Source organism: Candidatus Poribacteria bacterium (genome assembly GCA_021295715.1).
In the GTDB taxonomy this organism is placed as follows: Bacteria; Poribacteria; WGA-4E; order WGA-4E; family WGA-3G; genus WGA-3G.
Window position 1 is genome coordinate 1 of the sequence record JAGWBV010000087.1, and the last position, 22398, is coordinate 22398.

Genomic DNA, 22398 nt, shown 5'->3' on the forward strand with positions numbered 1-22398 from the left:
GTACTTGGAAAATCTGTTTTCTATCTTGAGAAATCGTTGTGACTTCACCCGGACGGACATTGGTAAAAACCCCGGAACGGTCAAGCGCGCGTAAGAGCGTATTAATGGCGTTATGAGAGGTGCTTTCCAAATTGAATGTAATGCGCGCAGTTGTTGGTTCATGGAGGTTGGTAATATTGAAATTAGTCCATGCCACTTGTGTCCTATCCCGGAACATCTCACTAAGTGCATGCAAAATATCGAGTGGCGAGATATGATGCGCTAACATATCGGTGAGTGCTAACGCCTTCCCAAGTTGTACTTTCGCTGCAGACATCGGTTGCGCATAATACGCGAGTTGCGCTTCTACAGCTTCGCTTCTATACTGTTGTGAGCGTTGAAGCATGTAGCCACCAAAAAGAATACCACCGATTATCAAGACACCTAACCCAGCGGCAGCAAAAAGTTGGCGCTGCCGTGTCGTTTGCGTAAGGGTTTCAACCGCCTCCTCCGGCAACAAAGAAACTGGGGCTGTTGACTTCAAAGCATTGAGTCCTGTCCCTAAAGGAACAGCGAGGGTATCGCCCCACGCCTCAAGGATGGCTTCTACCTCCGGACGATCGGGCTGGAGGTCAATACTGGCATATTGCTGAACGGCATGAAGTGGATTCCACAGTTGTGTTGAAATGTTGAGTTCTGTTTCACAAGTGGATGCGAGATCGCGGACACGCGCACCGCCCCCACACAACCAAAGTTCAACTTCCGTCTCTGACGCGGAGAGACCCTGATGTCCGTCAGTGTTTACTTCTGATCCATAATGTGCAGTGGCAGCAGTGATAGAACGTCGGAGTTCATCGATAAATCGAGTCGTCCAGGTGTATGCAGGCATTTCGCTTGCCGAAATGTGTCGTTTTTCCTCCACTGCTGTTTCAATATCTATATTCAAGGTCCGACTCAGATGTTCAGAGAGATTGTCACCCCCGAAACGGAAACTTCGTGAAAACTGGAGTCTTCCCTCCTGCATGAAACAGAAATCTGTTTGGTCGGCACCGATGTCAGCAATAAATGTAGGTTTTGTGCAGCCACTGTTTGCTGCGACCGCCGCTATGGCTATCATTGAAGGTGTAACTGCCGATACGGAAACGCCAATCTGCTCAAGGAGATCCAAATAGTTTGAAACTGACGTCCGCCGTGTGGATATCAATTCTACAGAAGAGGTCTCTGGGGTCTGTTGTACATCGTGATACGTAAAGATAGCCTCCTCAATTCGGAAAGGGAGTTCGGCTTCCGCAGCGATTGCGACGATACTCGCGAGTTGTTCATCCGTTGCAGCCGGTAAATTCGATAAGCGTTTGGTATTCACCAAGGCGCGGGGAAGGGCGAGAGCAATTTCTGTCTTATTACGGTTGAACAATGCACGGATACCACCTTCCACTGATAGATCCCCTAAAGAGTCCCAGAGGCGTTTCACCGATTCATATACCTGCAGCCGGTCATCCTTGTCTGGATACGTCACGACGTTTGCATGGGTAAGACGCACCGTTGTAGAAGAAGACTGTTCAAGTTGAACGATTTTTGCTGTGTGTGTGCCGAGGTCTATCGCCACGACTCGATTTTTTGCCATTTTTTTATCAGCAGTCAGCAATCAGTCACAAGAGGTTTTTGATAATCCTCACACCTCTCTGCTGATAGCTGAAAGCCATTCCCCTAATCCTGTTGCCAATACTGTATGTTTATTTCGTCGCCTGTTCGATCAATGATGCCGACACATGTTGAGACGACTTTGCCCGCGAGGTCAATACCACTTGCTTCAATACGATACCCGTGCGAACGGTAGGTTACCCAATCGACGACCTCACGGAACGTTGCAAAGTCAATATCCTCTACTTGTGACAGTTGTGAGATGTTAGTAAACGGATTTCCTTTTATCTCGTCTTCAGTAAAACCCTGAAGCTGCGGGGCATCGGATGCGTCCTCTTCACGACGTTCGACGATCGCTTCTGCCTTTTGTGGATCCATTCCGGGTAGCAGCGATAATATCTCAGGGGGTGCTGTATTTATGTTGATGAGACCTTGACGCGTCTCTCCATCTTTGAGTGTTATTTTATCAACAATGCCGATGAATTCCTGCTGAGTTAACATCTTTACCTCTTTAATTGCATCGATGTTCTGAAAAAGCCCTTGCCCTTCGCGATGGTTAACAATGCGTTCGGCAATGCCTTGATCAATGCCGTCTAAGGACTCCAAAGTTTCAACATCGGCGGTATTGATATTAACTTTCCCATCTTCATCATTATTGGCAGTCGGCGGTCGGTTGTCAACAGTCGGTAAAGAGGTTTCCGGTGAAGTGCCATTCTCTTGCTGATTGCTGTCTTCAGTCGTCAATTGGTCCCGGATATTGTTGAAAAGTTCATCGGAAACTGCTTGGACATCCAAGAGTGCCGAAAATTTGTCGAAATCACGTTGCTGGATGAGCGATTCCGCCTCAGCTTGTGAGAACACAGGTTGGTTTTGCTGTCCGCTAACCTTCGTTAACTCCTCTGCATCTGCGGTATTGATATCTACAAGCGGTTCTCCGTTCGGATCTGTGCTTGCATCAACCGAGTAGATGGTAGCCAAATCAACAAGGCCCATAGGAGTCGCTGTCGGAGACTGTTGGTTGATCGCTGACGGCTGACCGTTGAAGGTTATTTCTTGCTGGACACCGTAGAGAAGTTCGGAGGTCATACCTTCAACCCGAGCGAGATCTCTAACGGTGCGATACGGTCGCCCTTCTACAATTTTGTTGGCAAGGTCTTCAGTGAGGGCATCATCTGGGGAAGCCCCTGCCTGCGCAAGCAAATTACTGACAAGCCCTACGTCGGCGATATTGATATTAACCTTTGAAGCCTCATCTACAATTGTGACTTGATAGTTTAAAAAATTACCAAGCTGAATCCCGTCTTCAATCTGCCCTTGAAGCGGTTCAGCCCAAGTTTCGCCGAGCGAGTCAAAGGGAGTTTGGTCACTGCGCAGAACAGCGAGCGTCCACTCGAAGCCCGCTCTTGCAGCGTAGTGAAACTTCGACCTGTCCAAAAAATTCCGTTGGGTTCGCTGCTCTATATGAATTGAATAGAGCAACTGCGCCGCAAGAATAGACAGAATAGTGAGTATCCAGAGCGTTGAGACGAGAGATAAACCTTGCTGTTCCTTGTAAAATGGGCAGGCATCCCGTTTTGTGGACCGCATCATGAATAAAATCTCCTAAGGTCCACCTGCTGGTCCACCAGCGGTGGCACTCGCAGGAAGATACACCATTGTCGCTTGCGTCATACCTGTTGACTGGTCTGTTGGTTGGCTCTGCGTTGTGGCTTGTGCTACATCAACGCTCAAAGGCATCTGTGTTTCACCTTGGACGGTTATTAGCACTTGCACAGCACTCGGAATGCTTTCAGTATCATCCCATGACGCTCGCCATGTTTCCGCCTCTCCATCGAAATACTGGAGATTAAAACTGACGAGTCCAGCAACAAGGGTCGCGATATTGACATAAATTGGCGCACCATTTTCATCTGTCTCCGGAACCTGACCCGTTTGTAAGAGAGCACCGATAACAACTTCAGGATCGAGTGCTGTCGTTGTAACCCGAAAAAGAGCAAATCCACCGCTCTGTGCGTCTTCAACGGAATCTAAACCCTGTACGGGTGACATCTCTGTAGTGGATTCACCGGGTAACGGCTCGGATCCAACGAAGTAAGCAACACGCTGCACGTCACTTAAAAGTGGCAAAGGCATTTGCGAGGCATTCTGAGATTGGAAACTTGCAAGTTGTTCTAAAAATGGATTGGGATCCGTCTTAACGAGCGTAACAAAACTGAGCATGTCTCTATCGCCTAATTGGCTTGGACCGTCTTGAGTATAGAGAGCAAGCTCTGGATCCTGCAATGCGACTTGCATGTTGCTGAGATCCGTCACAATTCGGTCCATGGCGACCCGACATCTTTGTGCAGCCAATATTTTTGACTCCGTTTGATGGTAGGCATCGACGGCTGTTTTGAAGGCAAAATACACCGAACCACCGATGACGACGAGGATACTTACCGCCATGAGCATCTCAACGAGTGTGAGCCCACTTTCAGCGTGTTGATTTTCGGTTTTTAACTTTCGGCGTTCGGCATGCAGGGGAATTCTGATTCCCGACGCTTCTGTAGAGGGGACTTCTGAATATGATTCGGGGGATTCCCGAAGAAAATTTTGGTTCATCAGACCCCTCTTTACCGACTGCCGACTGCTGACGGTTGATCGCTATTTTGCGGCATCTGCCGATCTGCGATGTAGGTACTCATAGACAGCGAGCGTTCTCTGTTTCTATGTATCCATGTGACGGTTACTTGAACTTGACGGATGTTTTCAACCTCTTCAGAATCTATGTCCTCAACAACGGAACGCCAACGGTAACGTGTGTTTTCACCGAACTCGTCGGATTCTTCACCGACATCTGGATAACCTTCCATCTCAATCTCTGCCATCCGGTGTCTGAGAAGGTAGAGCGCCGTCGTACTGTTGTCTGAAAGCCCTTGGTTACGCGCCGCGGAAGCAAACGCCTGCAACAGTGCTGGCAAGACCGCTGCCAAAATCGTCAACGTCACAAGCACCTCAACGAGGGTAAAACCATCTTTTTCTTTTGATGCTGGGCGCATTTTTTTAATGATTCGCAAGGTGTTAAATCCCATGGTGCGTTCCATACAAGTTTTCGCTTGAGAGTCGCCTGTGCTGTTGTTGCAGGTTTTTAATTATACCTTGCGGTTCGGTCAGGTGGGTTTGATGCATAAAGTGTCTTTCCGTATATCTAGTGCTGTGTCACTCCTAAAATGATGGATGTGGGCAGCCACAAGGGACTGCCCCTACAGGGAAAATCCCTTCAACTGACACAGCACTAGGGGAAACGCCCAAGCAAAAATCCTGCGCCGTTGTTGCAGGCTACTGTCTTGGGTAAGTCCAAACCGGTAGCCCGTAATGAAATTGAGGGGTATTTGCGAATCAACGCTGAATGCGCGTGTTGCCTCGCAGTGAGAGTCAGCGGGGTGTTTCTTCAGATTTGAGGGACACACGTCAACGTCCAAACGCCCGTTGTTACTCCGCAAGGAAAAATTAAAAACTGCCCAACATCTCGATCTCCTGAGATGTGAGTTGTCGCACACGGACGCGTCCGCTCGCCGCTTCAACAGTAACAGACATTACCTGGTGCTGAGAGTTTTGGAGATATACGAAGGCATCCTCAGAGGTGGAAGTGGGCGAAAAATAGATGTAAGCCACGCCAGAATCGACCTGAACGGTTCTGCCGTTGTGATTGGTTACCATCGCGGCTAATGTTACATTTTCTTCCATCGGATAGGGCACCCCCAAGATACCACTGGATCGTGTCAAGGGAGTCTGTGGATCGGAGGTGCCTGTTGTAACAGGGTTTGTGTTTGTATTATTCTGTATAGCAGCGACAACAGTAGAATTTTGAGCCGTCAGCGTCGACCTAAGCGGACTACTGGGATCAAACGTTTCACTGGAGGCAAGCCAGTATCGCTCGTTGTCAAAATCAAAAACGACGAGATGAGTCGTTCGATCCGTGACCGCCATATCCCGGGCAAACGTGAGGAGACTGCGGAGTGTATAAGCAGAGGCTTTTAAGCGACGCGTTTTCACGAACCCTTTCAGTGCCGGCATAGAGATTGCTGACAGTATACCGATCAGAGTCAAGACGATTAGCAACTCCGTAATCGTGAATGCCGAGGTCCTCATAGTGCTTGGAGATGGAAGACCCGAAGACTCGAAGATTGAGTGGGAGGCATTTCTTTTCTGATTCCTGCCTTCTGCCCTTTCCCCCTTCCATCTTTTTGTCGTTCGTAACATTGCTTTAGTAGGCTCCGGTGGTTTCATCGACCCAATTGGTGATGTCTGCGTCCAGTTCTGTCCCGCCTACTTTCCCATCCTTACCTGTCGAATAGAGGTCATAGTCGTATCCGTAATGGGTACTGGGTTGACGATAGACGTATGGATTATTCCACGGGTCAACAAAATTCGGGCTGTCAATATAGGGACCCGCCCAATTCGCGGGTGCGGGGCTCGGCGCCCGCCACAAGGCACTTAACCCTTGCTCCGTTGTAGGATATTCGCCCGTTGCGATCGCATACTGTTCCAATGCGGTTTTGATACCGTTAATTTCTGTTTGTGCCTTCGCAACTTTCGCTTGCTGCGGGGCATTGATGACCCGCGGCGCGATGAAGGCAGCCAAAATCCCCAAAATGACAATGACAATCGTCAATTCAATGAGGGTCAACCCAGATTGATCGGATTTAAGTGCAGCGTACATCTGTTTTTCTCCTATAATGGCTGTCAGCCGTCGGCTATCAGCGGTCAGCAGTCAGAAGATTGGTTTCCATCAGCAAACTGCTTCAATCCGCGGTCAGCAAGTAGGTGTAACTTCACCAGAAACCTTCTTTGCTGATGGAAACCGAAAGCCGATAGCCGATAGCAATTTAATTGCTTAGTAATTGGTTTGCCTCAAAGATCGGGAGGATCATCGCAACAGCGATAAACCCGATAACGAGTCCCATGAATAAAATGACAAGAGGACCGATAGAACCCGTTAGACGTTCGAGGCTCTTTTTTATTTCTATATCGTAGTATTCAGATAGTTTGCTGAGCATGTGAACAGGTTCACCGGATTCCTCGCCAACAGCCACCATGTGCGTGACGAATTCAGGGAAATCCTTGCTTCTACCCAGTTCACGTGAGAGCGAGGAACCCTGTTCAACTTCTGTTTCTGCGGCGGCGACGACATTGCTGTATACCTTATTGCCGATGGTGTCTTTGACGACTTGGAGAGCAGGCAGCATACGGACACCATTTTCCAAAAGTGTCGCCATTGTTCGGGTGAAGCGGACAATGGCAAAGGTGCTAAATATGGGTCCGACGAGCGGCAACTTGAGCTTTAGACGGTCAAACCAAATTTGACCGGCCTCGCGACGGAGATATTGCCGCAAGCCCGTTACACCTACGATGCCAACGAGCAATCCGAGCCACCAATAGGTTTGGAAGGCATCCGTCGTACCAATGAGAATCCGCGTTGGTAATGGTAATTCGACACCGAGATCGTTGAACATTGCGGTAAATTTCGGTATGACAAGAATCATCAGCACTGCGACAGCGGAAACACTCAGGACCAACAAAATAACTGGATAAAAGAGTGCTGAGACGACATCGTTTTTCAGAAGCCGCTGACGTTCGGCGAATTCTGCGAGCCGTTCTAAGACGATACCAAGAACACCACCACTCTCGCCAGCTCTTACCATGTTGACATACAGATTAGAAAATACCTTCGGATGCTGGGTGAGGGCATCGTGAAAAGTCGCACCGTGTTCCACATCATACTTCACTTGGGAAACGATACGGTGAAGCGCAGGGTTTTGGATTTGACCGAGTGTAACCTCCAGGGCGCGCGGTAGCGGGACATGCGCGTTCACCAGCGTTGCTAATTGGTACGTAAAAAACTCAACATCCGTCGCCTTCACACCACGTCTGCCGATCTCAAACCAGCGACGCACATCGGTGGGTGCCGCATCATCCGACTCTTCAACGATATCTGTGGGCCAATAACCCATCTGCCGTAAACGAGAGATGAGTTCGGCTTTGGAGTCTGCTTCTATTGTATTCGTAACGGTCCCACCGCTATGCGTGAGTGCTTCATATCGGAATATCGGCACAATCAACCCCTCCGCTACACTTCAGAATCACACAACTTCCACGAAATCAAATTCGTCTTCCTGCGTTAATCGGATAACCTCGTCAACTGTTGTCAACCCAGCAGCGACCTTACGCCAACCGTCTTCACGCAAACCTTTCATCCCCATTTGGACAGCAAGGCGACGAATCTCACTCGTCGATGCCTGCTTGAGTGCCATGGATCGAATCTCATCCGTCATAAGTAACACTTCAAAGATACCGATTCTACCTTTATAGCCTCTCCCTCGGCACTCTTTACATCCGACTGCACGCGGAATTTTCAGATCGGAAGAGATGGTAGTACCCTTGCCGTTGCCCATAAGTCCCGCCAATTCTTGCATATCCGGAGAATGCATCTCACAACACGCCTTGCAGACACGTCGGGCAAGCCTCTGGGCGATGACCCCTTCTACCGTGGAGGCAACGAGATACGGTTCAACGTTCATATCAATGAGTCGCGTGATCGCGCCCGGGGCATCGTTCGTATGGAGTGTGCTAAAGACGAGGTGACCCGTGAGTGAGGTATGGATTGCCATCTCCGCTGTCTCGTAGTCACGAATCTCACCCACTAATACCTTATCTGGGTCCTGTCGTAGAATATGGCGGAGACCTTGGGCGAAGGTGAAATCTATATCAGGATTGACTTGGATTTGGTTGATCCCCTCTAACTCGTACTCCACTGGGTCTTCGAGGGTTATGATTTTGACATCGGGCGAGTTAATCTCTTTCAAACACGCATAAAGCGAGGTCGTTTTACCGCTACCGGTGGGTCCCGTCGCAAGGATGATACCGTGCGGTTTACGAATCATACGTTGAAAGAGGTGGAGGTTGTCTTCGGTTAACCCGAGTTCTGCGAGTCCGAACTCAATAGACTGTCGGTCGAGGATACGGAGGACAACGCTTTCACCATGAAGGGTCGCAACAGTTGGGACAGTAGAAACACGGAGGTCTATCTGGCGGTTGCCGACACTCCCAATTTGCCGACTGATTTTTCCATCTTGTGGACGTCTGCGTTCGGCGACATCCATTCCCGCCATAATTTTGATACGTGAAGTGATCGCGGATTGGAGGTAGGCAGGGGGCTGCGGCTGGTCCTCAAGCACACCATCAACGCGGAACCTAATCTTTAGCTGAGCCGGATAGGGTTCAATGTGGATGTCGCTTGCTCCCATTCGGACGGCATCGATAATCATCTGGTCAACAGCATGTATGACTGTGGGATCTTGGCTGAGGTCTTTCTCATCAATTCCAAAGTCGTCAATCGTCTCACGTTCAAGAGTAGCAGCTGCACCAACAGGTCCCTTGATACCAGCACTGAGTAAACTCTCAGCAGTGCGCCCATAGAGACGGACGATTGACTCGTCAATATCTGTTTCATCTGCAAGAACAGGCGTAATTTGGCAATTGGTGATGAGCTCAATCTCGTCAATGAGAACAATATCCAGAACGTCCACCATCGCAACCCTGAGTTGATCTCCCATCAACGCTATAGGCACGATTTTATTTCGGTACGCGAACCCGGGTGACACCTTTTCAAGCACGTCAGGTTCAGGGGAAACACCTTCCAATTGAATGAAGGATGTCCCGTATTCAACACTCTTTGTAGCAAGTGCAAGGATGTTGGAGGGGACGCCATGCTTAGAAAGCACAGCCGCTTCGGAGGCACCGGTTTGCTTTATCTCTGCAACGATGTCTGTATAGTCCTGTTCTGAAATGAGAGATGCCTGTCGCATCACCTCAACAAGCGAAACCGTATTCAATGTCTGTTGCATAGTGTATAAGCCCTACTTTTCGCCGGGAACCCGAACCTCACACGAAAAGTAGCCTCTATGTTATTTTGTTCTATATCAATATGTTATTTATTCTATAAATTTATGGTGTGGTATCTATTGTTGATGATTAAGACGCAGGAGATAGCAATAAGTTTAACAGACCGACTATATTAGTGACGCGCCTTTGGAAAGTAAAGGCGCGTAATTTGAACCTATTCTTCCAAGCGTTATTTGGTTTTCTCAATCCGTCGGATCGCTTTTTTCGCTGCATCGCGAACGGCTTTAGAGGTATCTTCGAGTGCCTGTGTCAAAGCTGTTCCCACCTCAGGGGATGTTGCACGCATCTCACCTAATTCATCAGCAGCGTTGCGTCGGACATCCTCAGCAGTATCTCGTAGTGCTATGAGAATCGGCTCCACGACCACCGCTCCAGGTTTTCCATCATCTACGAGTTCCTCACCGATACCTCCAAGCACATCAACGACGTGCCCACGTGTTACGGCTGATTGACTCTTCGTGAGCGCATCTGCCAACATCGGCGTGATGGTTGTAGCAGCAGCTTCTCCTAACTCAATCAAGGCATCTTCAGCACGCGCTCGCACAGAATCAGAATCGTCTGACAGTGTGCCTATCAACGCCGTGAATGTTTCAGTGGAAGCTGCTCGTATGTCAGACAATTCAGCGACTGCATTGGTTCGGACTTTTCTGGAACTATCATTTAGACCGGCAATTAAAGCATCTCGAATTGCATCAGTGGACTGCCCACTTTTCGCGAGGATCTCGCCGATCCGTCCCAAGACATCGAGGACCTCGCTGCGTGCACTTGATGAACCTCTCGTCTGGACTGCGATGAGTGCTGGCAGGACGACAGCGAGCGATTCCGAAGATGTCGGACGAACGTCGTCCAATTCCGCAAGTGCCTCACGGAAAACCTCATCAGACGAATCTTTGAGTGCCATCGCTAATCCGATAGCGGCGGCATCTGAATTTCGTCCTGCTTTTCTTTCTCGTTCACCGATTGCACCTAAGGTATCAACCGCTTCTTTTCGGACGCGCTTCGCCGGATCTTGAAGCATCACGATAAGGGCAGAGGTGCCAGGGCTTCCAATTTCTTCAAGGAAATCGACAAACTGACGTTTCACACCATCTGACGCATCCCCCAAAGTTGGGACAACCTGTGCCAGTAACTCGGATTGCCATTTTGCTTGTATCATTCTATGCTTTGCTTTGATCGCATCAAGCTCCGCAGCAAGCTCGGACAAGCCGTTATCAGGGGACTCTGCCGTCGCCTCATGAAGTTGAACCATCTGGCTAATCCCTAAACCGAGTAAAATACCAACAGCAGTTACGATTATCCAAAACCATCGTCTTACAGGTATACCAGTGCTTGCCTTGATTATGTGTTTTTTCTGACGCATTAGTGTTTGCTCCTCAATTAGTTAATCTAATTCGGCTATTCCCACCATATTACATCCATGTTCCAAATGAAAAATGGAACGAGTTTCGCGAGCATTTCTATGGGAGTTTCTTCTGATATTGTCATCTCTAACACAGCGGCATCTCCTTCGACTGAAAGCCAAGTGAGCAATCGGGGCATCTCCTTAGAATTGACAAGTAGTTTGTCAGCAGGTAGTACTCCTTTTTCGAACTCCAGAACTCGTGCTAAATTCAGCTGGGCAAATGCCGTAGGTGTTTTTGGCAGTTGCTTTAAATAGGATGGTTTCTTTTTCCGTTTAATTGTGTCAATAAGGGCATACATCTGATTTTCCGAGAAACCTATAAGAAACAACCCATCAACCTCGCTATAGAAAATATTTGAAGAAACTTCCGACACCGTTGCCCCCTTGTAATCTGTTTGAGAAACAGAGGCATTTTGTAGGTTAGAAAGGCTATTACCAATCTGATCCCATTTCATGCGATTGCTGGAGTTGAAAACAATTCCACCATTCGTTTGAACATCACCAGCATCGAGTTCAATTGATCCATCAAATTCAAATCTAAAGCCACTTAAGGCTTCTGGATCGAAATGTGTGAAATCAGGGATTGACAAAGCAAGCTCACCGGTCAATCCAGTCATAATATCCTCTTCCAGATCAAGGTTCATAAGACCTTCCAAAAAGGAGATTCCCTCGGCGGCATCATCGGTCGGAACAGACTTCCATATACTCTCAACAACTTTGGGTGCTACAGTAACAAATAGATCGTCCTTACCAGATAACGCGTTTAAGGTTTTCAGCCTTTGACCTTCTTTTAAAAACATGCCTATCTCGTTTTCTGGGAGATTAAGATCATATTCCACAGCCACTTGAAGAAAAGGACCTGTTTCCAGCAAATTGAGTTGTCCAAATACAGATTTGAAAATAGGGAAGTGCGCTCGCATCCATCTGTCTAAGCTATCCTCCATGGCAGGTAGAACGTGTGGAACATTGGCATATATGATGACTTCTCCTGAACCTGTTTTTTCTAATCCCTTAGCGAATTCTGGGTTCTGCTGAATAGAAGGGAGATCAGTTCGGTAGGTATCCAGCAATTTCTCAAAACTTCCTTCTCCAGCACCGATGACAAGATACTCATCCACAAACCCATATTTAAGGGGACTATCGAACCCTTCAAGTACGTTGTAGCGAACGCGCTGGTACACACCTGCGTCCAAACGTAAGGTGGTTTCGTTACCCATTCCAAGGAACCCTTCTGCAATTTTGGTAAACTGCCGAAGTGTATCAAGATTCCCGCCCGAATGTATCACGATACCAACCTGCCTCTGCGAGCTGTCCGCTTCATCCAGCCATACTGCTAATGCCGTTCGGTACCCCACCGTCTCAATTATACCCGATAGGTTAGTGCCAAGCATTCCTTGTAACATTGCGAGTCCCTGCTGCAGTTCTTGCCAGTTTGACACATCCGACAACAGTGCAAGCGCTTTCTCCCAATTTTCTGAAATCTCAATCTCACCGTAGACTTCATCTATATCTTGGAGTTTCACATACAGAATACTCTCCTTTGGTATGAAATCTTCTACCTCCGCGGCATGCACCAAAGGGGTCATTAACAACAGTAGGATTAAGCAGGAGATTTTGGAAACCGTCTGTAACCTGTCCCTAAAAAGCGGCACTATGCCTTGAGGAAAAAATTGATGCCATCTCCATGAAAATATTGTATTCATCAAATACCTCTATTTTTACGGAACTCGTATGTCATCAACGAGTGCTTGCACGTCATCAGGGGGTGGGGGTGTAACGGCAGCTACAGCGATAGATACGATGAAGTTTAGTGCCATACCAAGGGTTCCGATCCCTTCCGGTGAAATACCCCATAACCAATGCTCCGATGTGTTTAATTCTGGACTGACAAACTTAAAATAGATGATATACGCCGCTGTAAAAGTAATCCCAACAATCATGCCACTAATTGCGCCTTCTTTGTTCATACGTTTAGAGAAGATACCCATCACAATCGCGGGGAAAAATGAACTCGCTGCAAGACCGAAGGCAAATGCAACAACTTGTGCTACGAATCCTGGTGGGTTCATTCCGAAATACCCAGCGATACAAACTGCGACGCCTGCCGCAATACGTGCGGCAGTCAATTCCTGTTTTTCCTGTAGCGTCGGCATAATTGTGCCTTTCAGAAGATCATGCGCGACGGCAGTCGAAATAACTAATAGCAGGCCCGCGGCGGTCGAGAGTGCTGCCGCTAAACCGCCTGCAGCTACTAATCCGACAATCCAGTTTGGAAGCTTCGCTATCTCAGGATTCGCCAAGACCATAATGTCTCGATCAATTGTCAACTCATTTTGAACATCTGAGTTTGGGCCGCGATACTGGATCGCACCATCGGCGTTCACGTCGTCAAACTTAATGAGTCCTGTCGCTTCCCAATTCTTAAACCAATCTGGGACATCCTCATATTTTACATCCGTCAATTCACCGTTCTGTTCATAACTTACGGTGTTGAGCAGGTTTGTGCGAGCAAAGATAGCCACTGCCGGTGCCGTCGTATAGAGAAGTGCGATGAACAGCAGTGCCCAACCCGCAGAAATCCGTGCCTCGGAGGCTTTTCGCACGGTATAGAATCGGATAATCACATGCGGTAATCCTGCCGTTCCCAACATCAATGCCGCTGTAATAAAAAAGACGTCAATCGTGGCTTTATTTCCATCTGTATACAGGTTAAACCCCAATTGCTCGTTCAAACCGTTGAGCCTGTCAAGGAGATAAAGCCCTGAACCATCTGCCACCTTGCCCATCAATCCCATCTGTGGGATAGCGTTGCCTGTAATGAGGATAGAAATAAAAATAGCCGGCACGAGATACGCAAAGATCAGGACACAGTACTGCGCAACTTGTGTATAAGTAATTCCCTTCATGCCGCCAAGCACAGCATAAAAGAATACAATCCCCATACCGATAAGGACACCTGTTTCAACATTGACACTCAGGAACCGAGAAAAGACAATGCCCACACCGCGCATCTGTCCCGCGACATAAGTAAACGAGACAAAAATTGCACACACCACTGCAACAATCCGAGCCAAGTGAGAGTAATATCGGTCACCAACGAAATCAGGAACAGTATATTTGCCGAATTTGCGGAGATAGGGCGCTAACAGCAACGCGAGCAGGACGTAGCCGCCCGTCCATCCGAGTAGATAGACAGATCCATCGCGTCCCATGAACGAGATCATCCCTGCCATTGCGATAAAAGAAGCCGCACTCATCCAATCCGCCGCTGTTGCCATGCCATTCACAACGGGATGCACGTTACTTCCAGCGACATAGAAGTCACCAGTCGAGCGTGCCTTAGACCACAGTGCCACCCCAATATACAACGCGAACGAGAGTGCCACCATTACGAAAGTCCATGCTTGTACGGTCATATTTGTTCTGCGTCCTCCCCGTCTTCGCTTTGACTATATCTCTTCTCTAAACGATTCATCAACCACGCATAAACGAAGATGAGTTCAACGAAAATCCAGATTGATGCCTGTTGTGCAAAATAGAAACCCAGCGGACAGCCCCCAATACGGATCTTGTCCAGCTGCTCGACGAACACAACTGAGCAGAGATATGAGGTGATAAACCAAATTCCCAATAAAATAGCAAGATATTGGAGGTTTTTTCGCCAATATGCTTTGTTCTTCGGTGATGACGCCATAGATGATCTCCTCCGTTAGACCGTAAGCGCATAAGTAGTATTGCTTTCAAACTTGCCGTGCATAGTAGCAAAGGTCTGAAGCACAATCAGTAATTCATCGGAAACATTAACCGTTCGACCTGTTCAATGAGAATGTGGAGGACCTTAATATGGATTTCCTGAATGCGATCTGCGGTGTCCCCTGGCGCAATTAGATAACTATCGCAATGCTGCTTGAGACTTCCACCATTTTTACCCAATAACCCAAACACTTTCATCCCACGAGACTTTGCTGCCACGGCTGCACGGACGACATTTTCAGAATTTCCGCTCGTTGAGAGGACGATAAGCAGATCACCAGGATGTCCGAGTGCTAACAGCGGGCGCGCGAAAATCTCCGCGAATCCGAAATCGTTCGCCGTACAAGTGATATGTCCCGCATCCCCGAGCGCAATCGCGGAGAGTGGTTTCCTATCTTTCCGAAACTTACCTGTGCATTCCTCAGCAAAATGGATCGCATCGCACAAGCTCCCACCATTTCCACAGGTAAAGACTCGACCTTCCCGTTCAAATACATCTCGGATTAATTCTGCGGTTTCCGCGAGGGTCGCGATATTCTCAGGGTTTCGGATAAACCTATCAAGCACATCTCGCGCTTCTAACAAAGCATCGCGGACGCTATGCAAAATGTCCATTATGTCTCCTAAATTCGGAAAATTTCTCCTAACTTTCCACCGAGCACGCGACCCGCGCCGAGTAGACATGCGATTAGAATTAACATCCCCACTACACCCAATGCACTCGCCGTATATGGACCGTGGTCTGGACGTTGGGAGAGTGACCAAATCGCTTTTGTAATTGGATAATGCTGATCTTTCATTGCCAATATCAAGCTATCACTGACTTCAAGCATAGAGAATGAGAACACGAGAATCGCACCCGCAAGGATGTTCGCAATCACCAAGGGCAAGGTGATTTTATACAACGTCCGAACAGGCGTTGCCCCCATATTTTGGGACGCTTCTTCGTATGACACACTTGTCTGTTGGAGTCCGGCGTAGATGGAGCGTAACATATACGGTAACCGCCGCACCGCATAACTGATAATCAGAAGGAAGGTCGGGTTCCGTCTCGGATCTATAACAGAAACCAGTCCATCGGGGAAATACCGCAGGAGCAGCGTCGTATCCGCGAAGCTACCCATATACCCGAACGCTATTGCAACTCCGGGTAATGCCAGCGGTAGCATAGCGATGGCATCCAACAGATTCTGGAACGGCAGACGCTTGCGTGTCAACAGATATGACACCACGATGCCGACAAGGAGTGCCAATAATGTGCTGAAAACGCTGTATTTTAGGCTGTTAAGGATACTCGGTAGCGTATCGGAATGCGTGAAGGTTTCAACATAGTGCGTCAACGTCCATGATTGTGGCAGCACACTCATTCGCCACTGACTGGCATCCGGTGTCAAGGAAACAAGGATTACGCTGATGTGTGGCAGCAACGCCATAAACGTTAATCCACCAATAAAGAGGTAGATGACACTACGCATGCCCCAATTCGTATCGGTTTCACGTGAAGTCACGTGTCCCCTACCGAGCATCTCATAGTGCTTACTACCCGTCCATCTCTTTGAAACATAAAAGGCAAGTGCTGTCAGTACAACTATAAGCACAACAAGGGCGTACCCCATCGGATTGGTGTTCGCCTCCGTCACTTGGTTGAAAATTCGCACTGAAACGACGTTACGGTACTCAAAAATCAGGGGTGTGCCGAGGTCGGTAAACGCCCAGATAAAGACGAGGATGGCACCGGCGAAATAACCCGGCATCATCAACGGCAACGTTATCTGACGGAAGACCTGAAAACGCGATGCCCCCATATTTTCTGCGGCTTCCTCTAAACTCGGATCGACATTCGCGAGTGCAGCGACGATGTTAAGATACATGATCGGATATAAGTGCAATGTTGATAACATCACCACACCCCAGAACCCACCACCGAACCAGTCAATAGGTTCCGCCAGATCCATCAGATTGAGTCTCTCAAGAAGCATGTTCACACTGCCATATAACCCGAAAAAATATTTCATCCCGATCGCGCCGACGAAAGGCGGCATAATCATCGGAATCAGGATGACAGAACGGAGCATGTCACGCCCGGGATACCGGTATCGTGTCAAAAAATACGCCAGCGGAAGGCTGATGATGCTCGTTACCAGCGTCACCATGACACCGATTTTGAAACTATTAATAACGAGTTCCCGTATATTCGGGTCGGTCACCATCAATTTGAAATATGTGAGATTGAATGTGTTTTCAATCCAGAAGGCTTCCTTGAAAACATAGAGGAGTGGATATATGAGAAAGACGGTAAAGAAGAGGACCGTTAACCCGAAAATCAGCGTGATGGATGGCGTGAAATCGTATCGTCGTCTAATTTTGTCTATTAAGGACGGATTTCTATGTGCGATTTGTTCTGCCTCTGGTCTCCAGTTTATAGGTGTATTTTTTGGCTCGCGATCGGAAAAACGCGCAAGCTACGTTTTAATTATACCCGATACGCTGCCGAATCGCACCTATTTTTTTCGCCCAATGTGTATTCAGGGACGGTTCAGAAAAGGGGACACTTTGACATCGGGGCGATAAACGCCTTCGCACGGGAAAAATTGGCAACACCTATCCCGTTAAAATGTTACATTTGTGGAATATTTTTGGAAGGGGAAAGCCTGTTAAGGGGGTCCAGTTACAGACCTCACACAACGAAAACCGATGACGTGGAACGCGCTCTTTGGTTTGGAATCGTTCCGATCGGCGACACGCGGGAGTCGAGCTGTATCGAACCAGTGACCACCGCGCAGGACGCGGGAAACATCAACATTAACATCTGTGAAGTTATCCAATATCCACTGAATCGTGTTCGCTCCCGCCAACGGATTGCGCGCAACACCCTCCTGTGGAAATGTAGAATAGAATCCACGATGGTATGCATCTAAACACCATTCTCTCACGTTACCCGCCATATCACGTAATCCATACCCGTTCGCAGGATACCTACCTACGGCGGTGGTATCTGTAACGTTGTTGCCGTAGTTCGCATCCCGCGGCGTTATCGTGTTCCCATGCGGATACTTCTTATCGACTAAGCCCCCGCGCGCGGCGCGTTCCCATTCCGCCTCTGTCGGCAGACGCTTTTCTGCCCACTTCGAGTATGCCATCGCCGCATACCAACTCACACTATCAACCGGATGTTTGCCTCTACCTTTTGGGTAGTTATTCCCGTCCCAGTCCCAGAGATAACGCCCATTGTGAAATCTTCCGTCAATCCTATTCTTCTGCCAACGCGGGTTTTCAAGCACAAATTCTTTGAATTGTGCGTTCGTCACTTCCGTCTTATCCATATAAAACGCATCTACATAGACGGTGCGCACCGGCTGCTCATCGTCATCTGCCTCCGCATCGTTGCTGCCTATCTGAAACTCACCCGCGGGAATGAGTACCATGCCTTTAGGGAGTGGTATTTTTTCCTCTGCTGGTGGCGTTGTTTTTTCCTCGGGGAGCGGTATTTTTTTCTCTGGTAGCAGTGTTGTTGTTTCCGCTGGCGGCGTTATGTCATCTCGTTCGCAACCGCTGATAGTGAGGAAGAGTCCCCCGACGAGCATAATAAGGCAATACCTTTCCAAAATACGCTTTAAGGACGTTTTCAAGTCTTTATGGTGTTTTGTCATGAGAGTATACCTGCTCCTTTTTTTCTGCTTGCAATAGGGAAATCGGCAGCCTTATCTTCATTATACCTGATACGTTGCCGAATTGCACCCGTTTTTTCTCAAGATTCACAGGTGTGTCAATTGCGGATAAAAAAAGAGGCGTGATGGCATTCGGTATTCTATCTTTCGCGCATCTTTGCCTATTGTTTTTTCAGAGCACCCCATGTGCCGACGATATTCCCTTTTATCTGCGAAGGCGCAGCAGCCACCGGAACGGGAACCGTCCACTCACTTCTCAGGTAATGCGTATCCCAATCAAGCGTCTCAAGCAGCACATTCCTTAAAACCCTCGGATCTTCCATCTCCTTGAGCACCTGAAAGATGTCGAATCGCTTATAGCAGGAAATCCCGAAGTCTACACGCCGACCCGTCTCATCATACAGACGATAATCAAAGCCGGGAGCGGGGCTCCCCGTAAATCCTATCCCTACCATCGGGAACGGATCCTCTTCGGGGTTCTCTATGAACGCAAAGCCACCGTCTACGCCTTCAATTTTTGAGTCAACAATAACGGAATTCTCTGCCGTCAGCGGATACTCGCTATGGTGATTATACGGGAGTGCGACCTGGAGTTTCCAACCGTCTAAGTCCTGAAGTGCTTCGTCAGGATGCACATAGATAGCCACCCAGTCAGGTTTATAGATGGAGACAGGGTTGTGTAAATCCATTTCTAACTTGACTTCATAGAGAAGCACTCGCCGGGTGCGTCCCGCAAACCCGTCGGATCTCACCCACCCGACAGGACATTCATATATAAGCCGCCGCCTCTGGGGTGTCTCTGGGTCGGCTTCCACAACAGGCGTTGTGTCTACTGGGGACGTTGTACCATCAGAGGGCAGTTGCGGTGATGACACTCCGCCTGCTGGTGTTGCTGTTTGAGATGTAGATGCTATTCCCTTAATAGAACCACTCACCGCCCTGACCTTGAAAGTATATGCAGTCCCATTTGTGAGGTTCCCTACTAAAACAGTAATTCCTGTTCCACTCGGAGCCCAATTATTACCATCATCAGAACTATATTCATACCCGGTAATAGCCGCCGTTGTTGATGGAGCTGTCCAACTCAGCCTAACTTGACCATCGCCTGGAGTGGCCGTCAAGCCTGTAGGGGCAGGCAGTCGGGTTACAGTGATAGTGACAGCTATTGTATCGGAACTTCTTGCTGTTATTCCGCTGCCTTTTTCCTCAACCTTGACGGTTACACTGTAACTGTTTTTGGTCCCATGATCCAGAGCAGCACTGGTTTTCAACTGCCCTGTGGTATCAATACTAAATGATGCCGCATCTGTTCCCTCAAGACTATACTCCAATGTGACATTATTGGTCGTATCAGCATCCGCATTCGCCCAATGTGTTGCGGATACAGCAGCCCCAATATCCATGTTTGCTGCAGTCCCTTCCACAACGCTGCGTGTCGCTGTAGCTGCTGAAAAGTTAAGCACATCCGTAATTGTCCCTGTAAAACTCGCAGAGATTGTGTTCGTTCCTACTGAGATAGAACCTGTAACGACAGCAGTATCAAAAAAAGAATTCGTATCAGCCTTTATAAAAAAACTAACTTCTCCACTGACATCCGTTGATAGAGATAGCGAAGTCGTAAATGTTCCAGTGCTTGTAGCACTCATCTTAACATTCCTGTGGTTAAGATCCGTACCTATCGATACGGTTTCATTTGGTACCGGACTACCTCCATTTGTTACTGTAAACGTCACTGCACTTGAGAAGTTATTACCTCGAGTGGTTGACTGATTATTTCCTGTGGTAATTGCTATCGTTTGCGCGCTTACTTCCGTAACCGGAATTATTGAGAACCCCAAATAGCCGAAGGCTAAGAGAGAATACATAAATATTGATTTGCGCATGATACTTGCTCCTTTGCAACAAAAATAGCCCGCGCCGCGTAAATCGCGGGCGGGCGTACCAAAAACAGACGGACAACACCGGCTGTATCTATCTTAGAAATAAAATGCTTATTTTGAGATAAGTGGGGGAGGGTGATTGCTTGTAGAGAATTAAACACGGGGTTCATAACGGACGCAGCGAAGTCGCACGCCGACGCGGGGTCTTCCGTCGTCCGACAACGGACTTTATCACTATGGAATGGAACGACTGCGGTTCGTATGTGTGTCACCTTACATTCACTGCTGGGTTTTAGACTTCGGGCATTTTCGGAGTGCTAATTTTGAGGGTTTTAACCAAATAATGATGCAAAAACGGACAGGAACCCTCTAAAACCGCCTCACGTCGTAACCAATCACATAAATGATAACATATTTGGCAAAAGGTGTCAACAAAAAATTGAGCAATTTTTTGTTGACACCTGCCCGGAAATGTGATACTTTTGACGAGATCAAGACACATCGGAGAAACAACATGAACTGCCCAAAATGTCAACATCCGCATTTCGTCAAAAACGCGTTCGTCAACAGCACACAACGTTACAAATGTAAAGCCTGCCACTATCAATGGACACGCACAACCCCACGAGGACACCCAACAACCCATAAAAGACTCTCGGTGCTATTGTATTGTCATGGTATTTCAATGAATGCCATCGCAGAACTCTTTGAGGTCTCTACGACCGCAGTGCTGAAATGGATCCGCAACTTTGCGAAAAAGCAGGCACCAAAACCCAAGTTAGTTAGTACCCTCAACAAAAAAATAATAGGTCTACATAATACTAAAAAGTATACGATATTTTTGGGGAAAAAGCAAATGAATTGTGTCAGAGAGTTAGGAAGCGGTTCAAAGAATTCTTGTTGACCCCTGAGCACTATTTGTGCTATACTTTAGCAATATCCACAACACAGAATCGTAGACTTACCTATGGCAACAGTCCGACTCGAAAACCTTACAAAACGGTTCGGCGATCTCATCGCACTCGACGACATCAATCTCGATATTCGGGACGAGGAATTCTTTGTGCTGCTCGGTCAAACAGGTGCTGGAAAAACGACCACGCTTCGGTGTATCGCTGGGTTGGATAAACCCGAAGAAGGCACTATCTATCTCGACGATGTGAGTGTTAACGATAAAACCCCCGCGGAACGCGATGTCGCATTCGTCTTCCAATCACATATCCTCTATCCGCACCTCAGCGTTTACGAGAATATGGCGTTCCCACTGCATCCGAGAAAACTTTCAGCAGAGGAGATTGACCGACGCGTCAGAGATATTGCCCAGATGCTTCATATCGAGCATCTGCTCATGCGGACCCCGAATCAGTTGAGCGGCGGTGAGACGCAGCGCGTTGGACTCGGACGCGCAATGGTCCGTCGTCCCCAAGTTTTCCTTATGGACGAACCCATCTCCAATCTTGATGCGAAACTTCGGACTGAGATGCGAGCGGAAATCCGCTGGCGGCAACGTGAACTCGGCACAACGACCTTCTATGTGACGCATGACCAAATCGAAGCGATGTCAATGGCAGACAGAATCGCAGTCCTTGAAGCAGGCAGAATCCAGCAATTGGGAACACCTGCGGCAATCTATAATCATCCGACCAATCTATTTGTCGCTGGTTTCATTGGCAATCCGAGTATGAATTGCATCTCGTGTGAGATCTCCAGCACGAATGGCGAGTTCCATTTGATGTTAGTGAGTCATCTCGGACGGAACAATTCAGTCGCAATTCAGGACCGCAAGATCGCTAAAGTTGTAAATAACAACGATCCAGACCGAGATCTTATCTTCGGCACGCATGCTGAGGATGTAATTGTTAGTCATCAATCAATACCCAACGCATTTCAGGCTGAAGTCTATAGTGTTGAACCCCTTGGTGCCGAAACAATCGTCGAATTGACGCTCGGAACGGATACATCCGGCGCGCACACGATTCTGAAAGCCTCCACAGTGCCCAACTTTGAAGCGGAAATCGGACAGCACCTCTACGTCACATTTGTTCCAGACCGGATGCATTTTTTCGATAAAAATAGTGGCAACGCTATCTTGTAGGAAGGATTTGTAATCCCGACTCCTTATGAATTGGCG

General features: G+C 48.1%; 18 protein-coding genes. 2 read left to right on the forward strand and 16 right to left on the reverse strand.

Annotated features, from left to right (window positions below; all coding sequences use genetic code 11):
- The 16 genes from pilM to J4G07_18435 all read right to left on the reverse strand — a co-directional run.
- A partial coding sequence (pilM, locus tag J4G07_18360; GenBank protein MCE2415950.1) for a pilus assembly protein PilM occupies positions 1-1603 on the reverse strand: 1603 nt, incomplete at its 3' end.
- A gap of 83 nt (positions 1604-1686) precedes the next feature.
- Positions 1687-3210: a helix-hairpin-helix domain-containing protein gene (locus J4G07_18365; protein MCE2415951.1), complete on the reverse strand. Its 1524-nt coding sequence runs from the start codon at positions 3208-3210 to the stop codon at positions 1687-1689.
- Between the two features lie 12 nt (positions 3211-3222).
- Positions 3223-4221, reverse strand: coding sequence for a prepilin-type N-terminal cleavage/methylation domain-containing protein (locus tag J4G07_18370; GenBank protein MCE2415952.1), 999 nt, complete (start codon positions 4219-4221; stop codon positions 3223-3225).
- A gap of 11 nt (positions 4222-4232) precedes the next feature.
- Positions 4233-4703, reverse strand: a complete 471-nt coding sequence (gene gspI, locus J4G07_18375) for a type II secretion system minor pseudopilin GspI (GenBank protein MCE2415953.1) — start codon at positions 4701-4703, stop codon at positions 4233-4235.
- A 406-nt stretch (positions 4704-5109) separates the two neighbouring features.
- Positions 5110-5751: a prepilin-type N-terminal cleavage/methylation domain-containing protein gene (locus J4G07_18380; GenBank protein MCE2415954.1), complete on the reverse strand. Its 642-nt coding sequence runs from the start codon at positions 5749-5751 to the stop codon at positions 5110-5112.
- Between the two features lie 115 nt (positions 5752-5866).
- Positions 5867-6322, reverse strand: a complete 456-nt coding sequence (gene gspG / locus J4G07_18385; GenBank protein MCE2415955.1) for a type II secretion system major pseudopilin GspG — start codon at positions 6320-6322, stop codon at positions 5867-5869.
- A gap of 166 nt (positions 6323-6488) precedes the next feature.
- The gene (locus J4G07_18390; GenBank protein ID MCE2415956.1) at positions 6489-7715 is read right to left on the reverse strand and encodes a type II secretion system F family protein; all 1227 of its coding nucleotides are present in this window, start codon (positions 7713-7715) and stop codon (positions 6489-6491) included.
- A 27-nt stretch (positions 7716-7742) separates the two neighbouring features.
- Positions 7743-9506 (reverse strand): type II/IV secretion system protein, encoded by a 1764-nt coding sequence (locus J4G07_18395; GenBank protein MCE2415957.1) that lies wholly within the window; start codon positions 9504-9506, stop codon positions 7743-7745.
- A gap of 227 nt (positions 9507-9733) precedes the next feature.
- A complete protein-coding gene (locus J4G07_18400) occupies positions 9734-10924 on the reverse strand; it encodes a HEAT repeat domain-containing protein (protein ID MCE2415958.1) in 1191 nt (396 codons plus the stop codon).
- 35 nt (positions 10925-10959) lie between these two features.
- Entirely contained in the window at positions 10960-12669 is a 1710-nt protein-coding gene (locus J4G07_18405) for a hypothetical protein (GenBank protein MCE2415959.1), read from the reverse strand.
- 15 nt (positions 12670-12684) lie between these two features.
- On the reverse strand, positions 12685-14382 hold the full coding sequence (locus tag J4G07_18410) for a cation acetate symporter (GenBank protein ID MCE2415960.1): 1698 nt from the start codon (positions 14380-14382) through the stop codon (positions 12685-12687).
- On the reverse strand, positions 14379-14660 hold the full coding sequence (locus J4G07_18415) for a DUF4212 domain-containing protein (GenBank protein ID MCE2415961.1): 282 nt from the start codon (positions 14658-14660) through the stop codon (positions 14379-14381). Before J4G07_18415 ends, J4G07_18410 begins: the two co-directional genes overlap by 4 nt.
- An 86-nt stretch (positions 14661-14746) precedes the next feature.
- Positions 14747-15328: an SIS domain-containing protein gene (locus J4G07_18420; GenBank protein MCE2415962.1), complete on the reverse strand. Its 582-nt coding sequence runs from the start codon at positions 15326-15328 to the stop codon at positions 14747-14749.
- 14 nt (positions 15329-15342) lie between these two features.
- Entirely contained in the window at positions 15343-17082 is a 1740-nt protein-coding gene (locus tag J4G07_18425; GenBank protein ID MCE2415963.1) for an iron ABC transporter permease, read from the reverse strand.
- A gap of 291 nt (positions 17083-17373) precedes the next feature.
- Entirely contained in the window at positions 17374-18369 is a 996-nt protein-coding gene (locus J4G07_18430) for a formylglycine-generating enzyme family protein (protein MCE2415964.1), read from the reverse strand.
- Between the two features lie 179 nt (positions 18370-18548).
- Entirely contained in the window at positions 18549-20033 is a 1485-nt protein-coding gene (locus J4G07_18435; GenBank protein MCE2415965.1) for a cadherin domain-containing protein, read from the reverse strand.
- A gap of 748 nt (positions 20034-20781) precedes the next feature.
- Between J4G07_18435 and J4G07_18440 the strand changes: the two genes are divergently transcribed.
- Both J4G07_18440 and J4G07_18445 read left to right on the forward strand, forming a co-directional pair.
- The gene (locus tag J4G07_18440) at positions 20782-21171 is read left to right on the forward strand and encodes an IS1 family transposase (GenBank protein MCE2415966.1); all 390 of its coding nucleotides are present in this window, start codon (positions 20782-20784) and stop codon (positions 21169-21171) included.
- A gap of 63 nt (positions 21172-21234) precedes the next feature.
- The gene (locus J4G07_18445; protein MCE2415967.1) at positions 21235-22362 is read left to right on the forward strand and encodes an ABC transporter ATP-binding protein; all 1128 of its coding nucleotides are present in this window, start codon (positions 21235-21237) and stop codon (positions 22360-22362) included.
- The last annotated feature ends 36 nt before the right edge of the window (positions 22363-22398 follow it).

Coding starts and splice junctions, on each gene's coding strand:
- gspI (MCE2415953.1), bottom strand. CDS start 4,703: ATGGAACGCACCATGGGATTTAACACCTTGCGAATCATTAAAAAAATG.
- J4G07_18365 (MCE2415951.1), bottom strand. CDS start 3,210: ATGATGCGGTCCACAAAACGGGATGCCTGCCCATTTTACAAGGAACAG.
- J4G07_18430 (MCE2415964.1), bottom strand. CDS start 18,369: ATGACAAAACACCATAAAGACTTGAAAACGTCCTTAAAGCGTATTTTG.
- J4G07_18395 (MCE2415957.1), bottom strand. CDS start 9,506: ATGCAACAGACATTGAATACGGTTTCGCTTGTTGAGGTGATGCGACAG.
- J4G07_18380 (MCE2415954.1), bottom strand. CDS start 5,751: ATGAGGACCTCGGCATTCACGATTACGGAGTTGCTAATCGTCTTGACT.
- J4G07_18410 (MCE2415960.1), bottom strand. CDS start 14,382: ATGACCGTACAAGCATGGACTTTCGTAATGGTGGCACTCTCGTTCGCG.
- J4G07_18445 (MCE2415967.1), top strand. CDS start 21,235: ATGGCAACAGTCCGACTCGAAAACCTTACAAAACGGTTCGGCGATCTC.
- J4G07_18400 (MCE2415958.1), bottom strand. CDS start 10,924: ATGCGTCAGAAAAAACACATAATCAAGGCAAGCACTGGTATACCTGTA.
- J4G07_18415 (MCE2415961.1), bottom strand. CDS start 14,660: ATGGCGTCATCACCGAAGAACAAAGCATATTGGCGAAAAAACCTCCAA.
- J4G07_18370 (MCE2415952.1), bottom strand. CDS start 4,221: ATGAACCAAAATTTTCTTCGGGAATCCCCCGAATCATATTCAGAAGTC.
- J4G07_18435 (MCE2415965.1), bottom strand. CDS start 20,033: ATGAGTGCTACAAGCACTGGAACATTTACGACTTCGCTATCTCTATCA.
- gspG (MCE2415955.1), bottom strand. CDS start 6,322: ATGTACGCTGCACTTAAATCCGATCAATCTGGGTTGACCCTCATTGAA.
- J4G07_18440 (MCE2415966.1), top strand. CDS start 20,782: ATGAACTGCCCAAAATGTCAACATCCGCATTTCGTCAAAAACGCGTTC.
- J4G07_18405 (MCE2415959.1), bottom strand. CDS start 12,669: ATGAATACAATATTTTCATGGAGATGGCATCAATTTTTTCCTCAAGGC.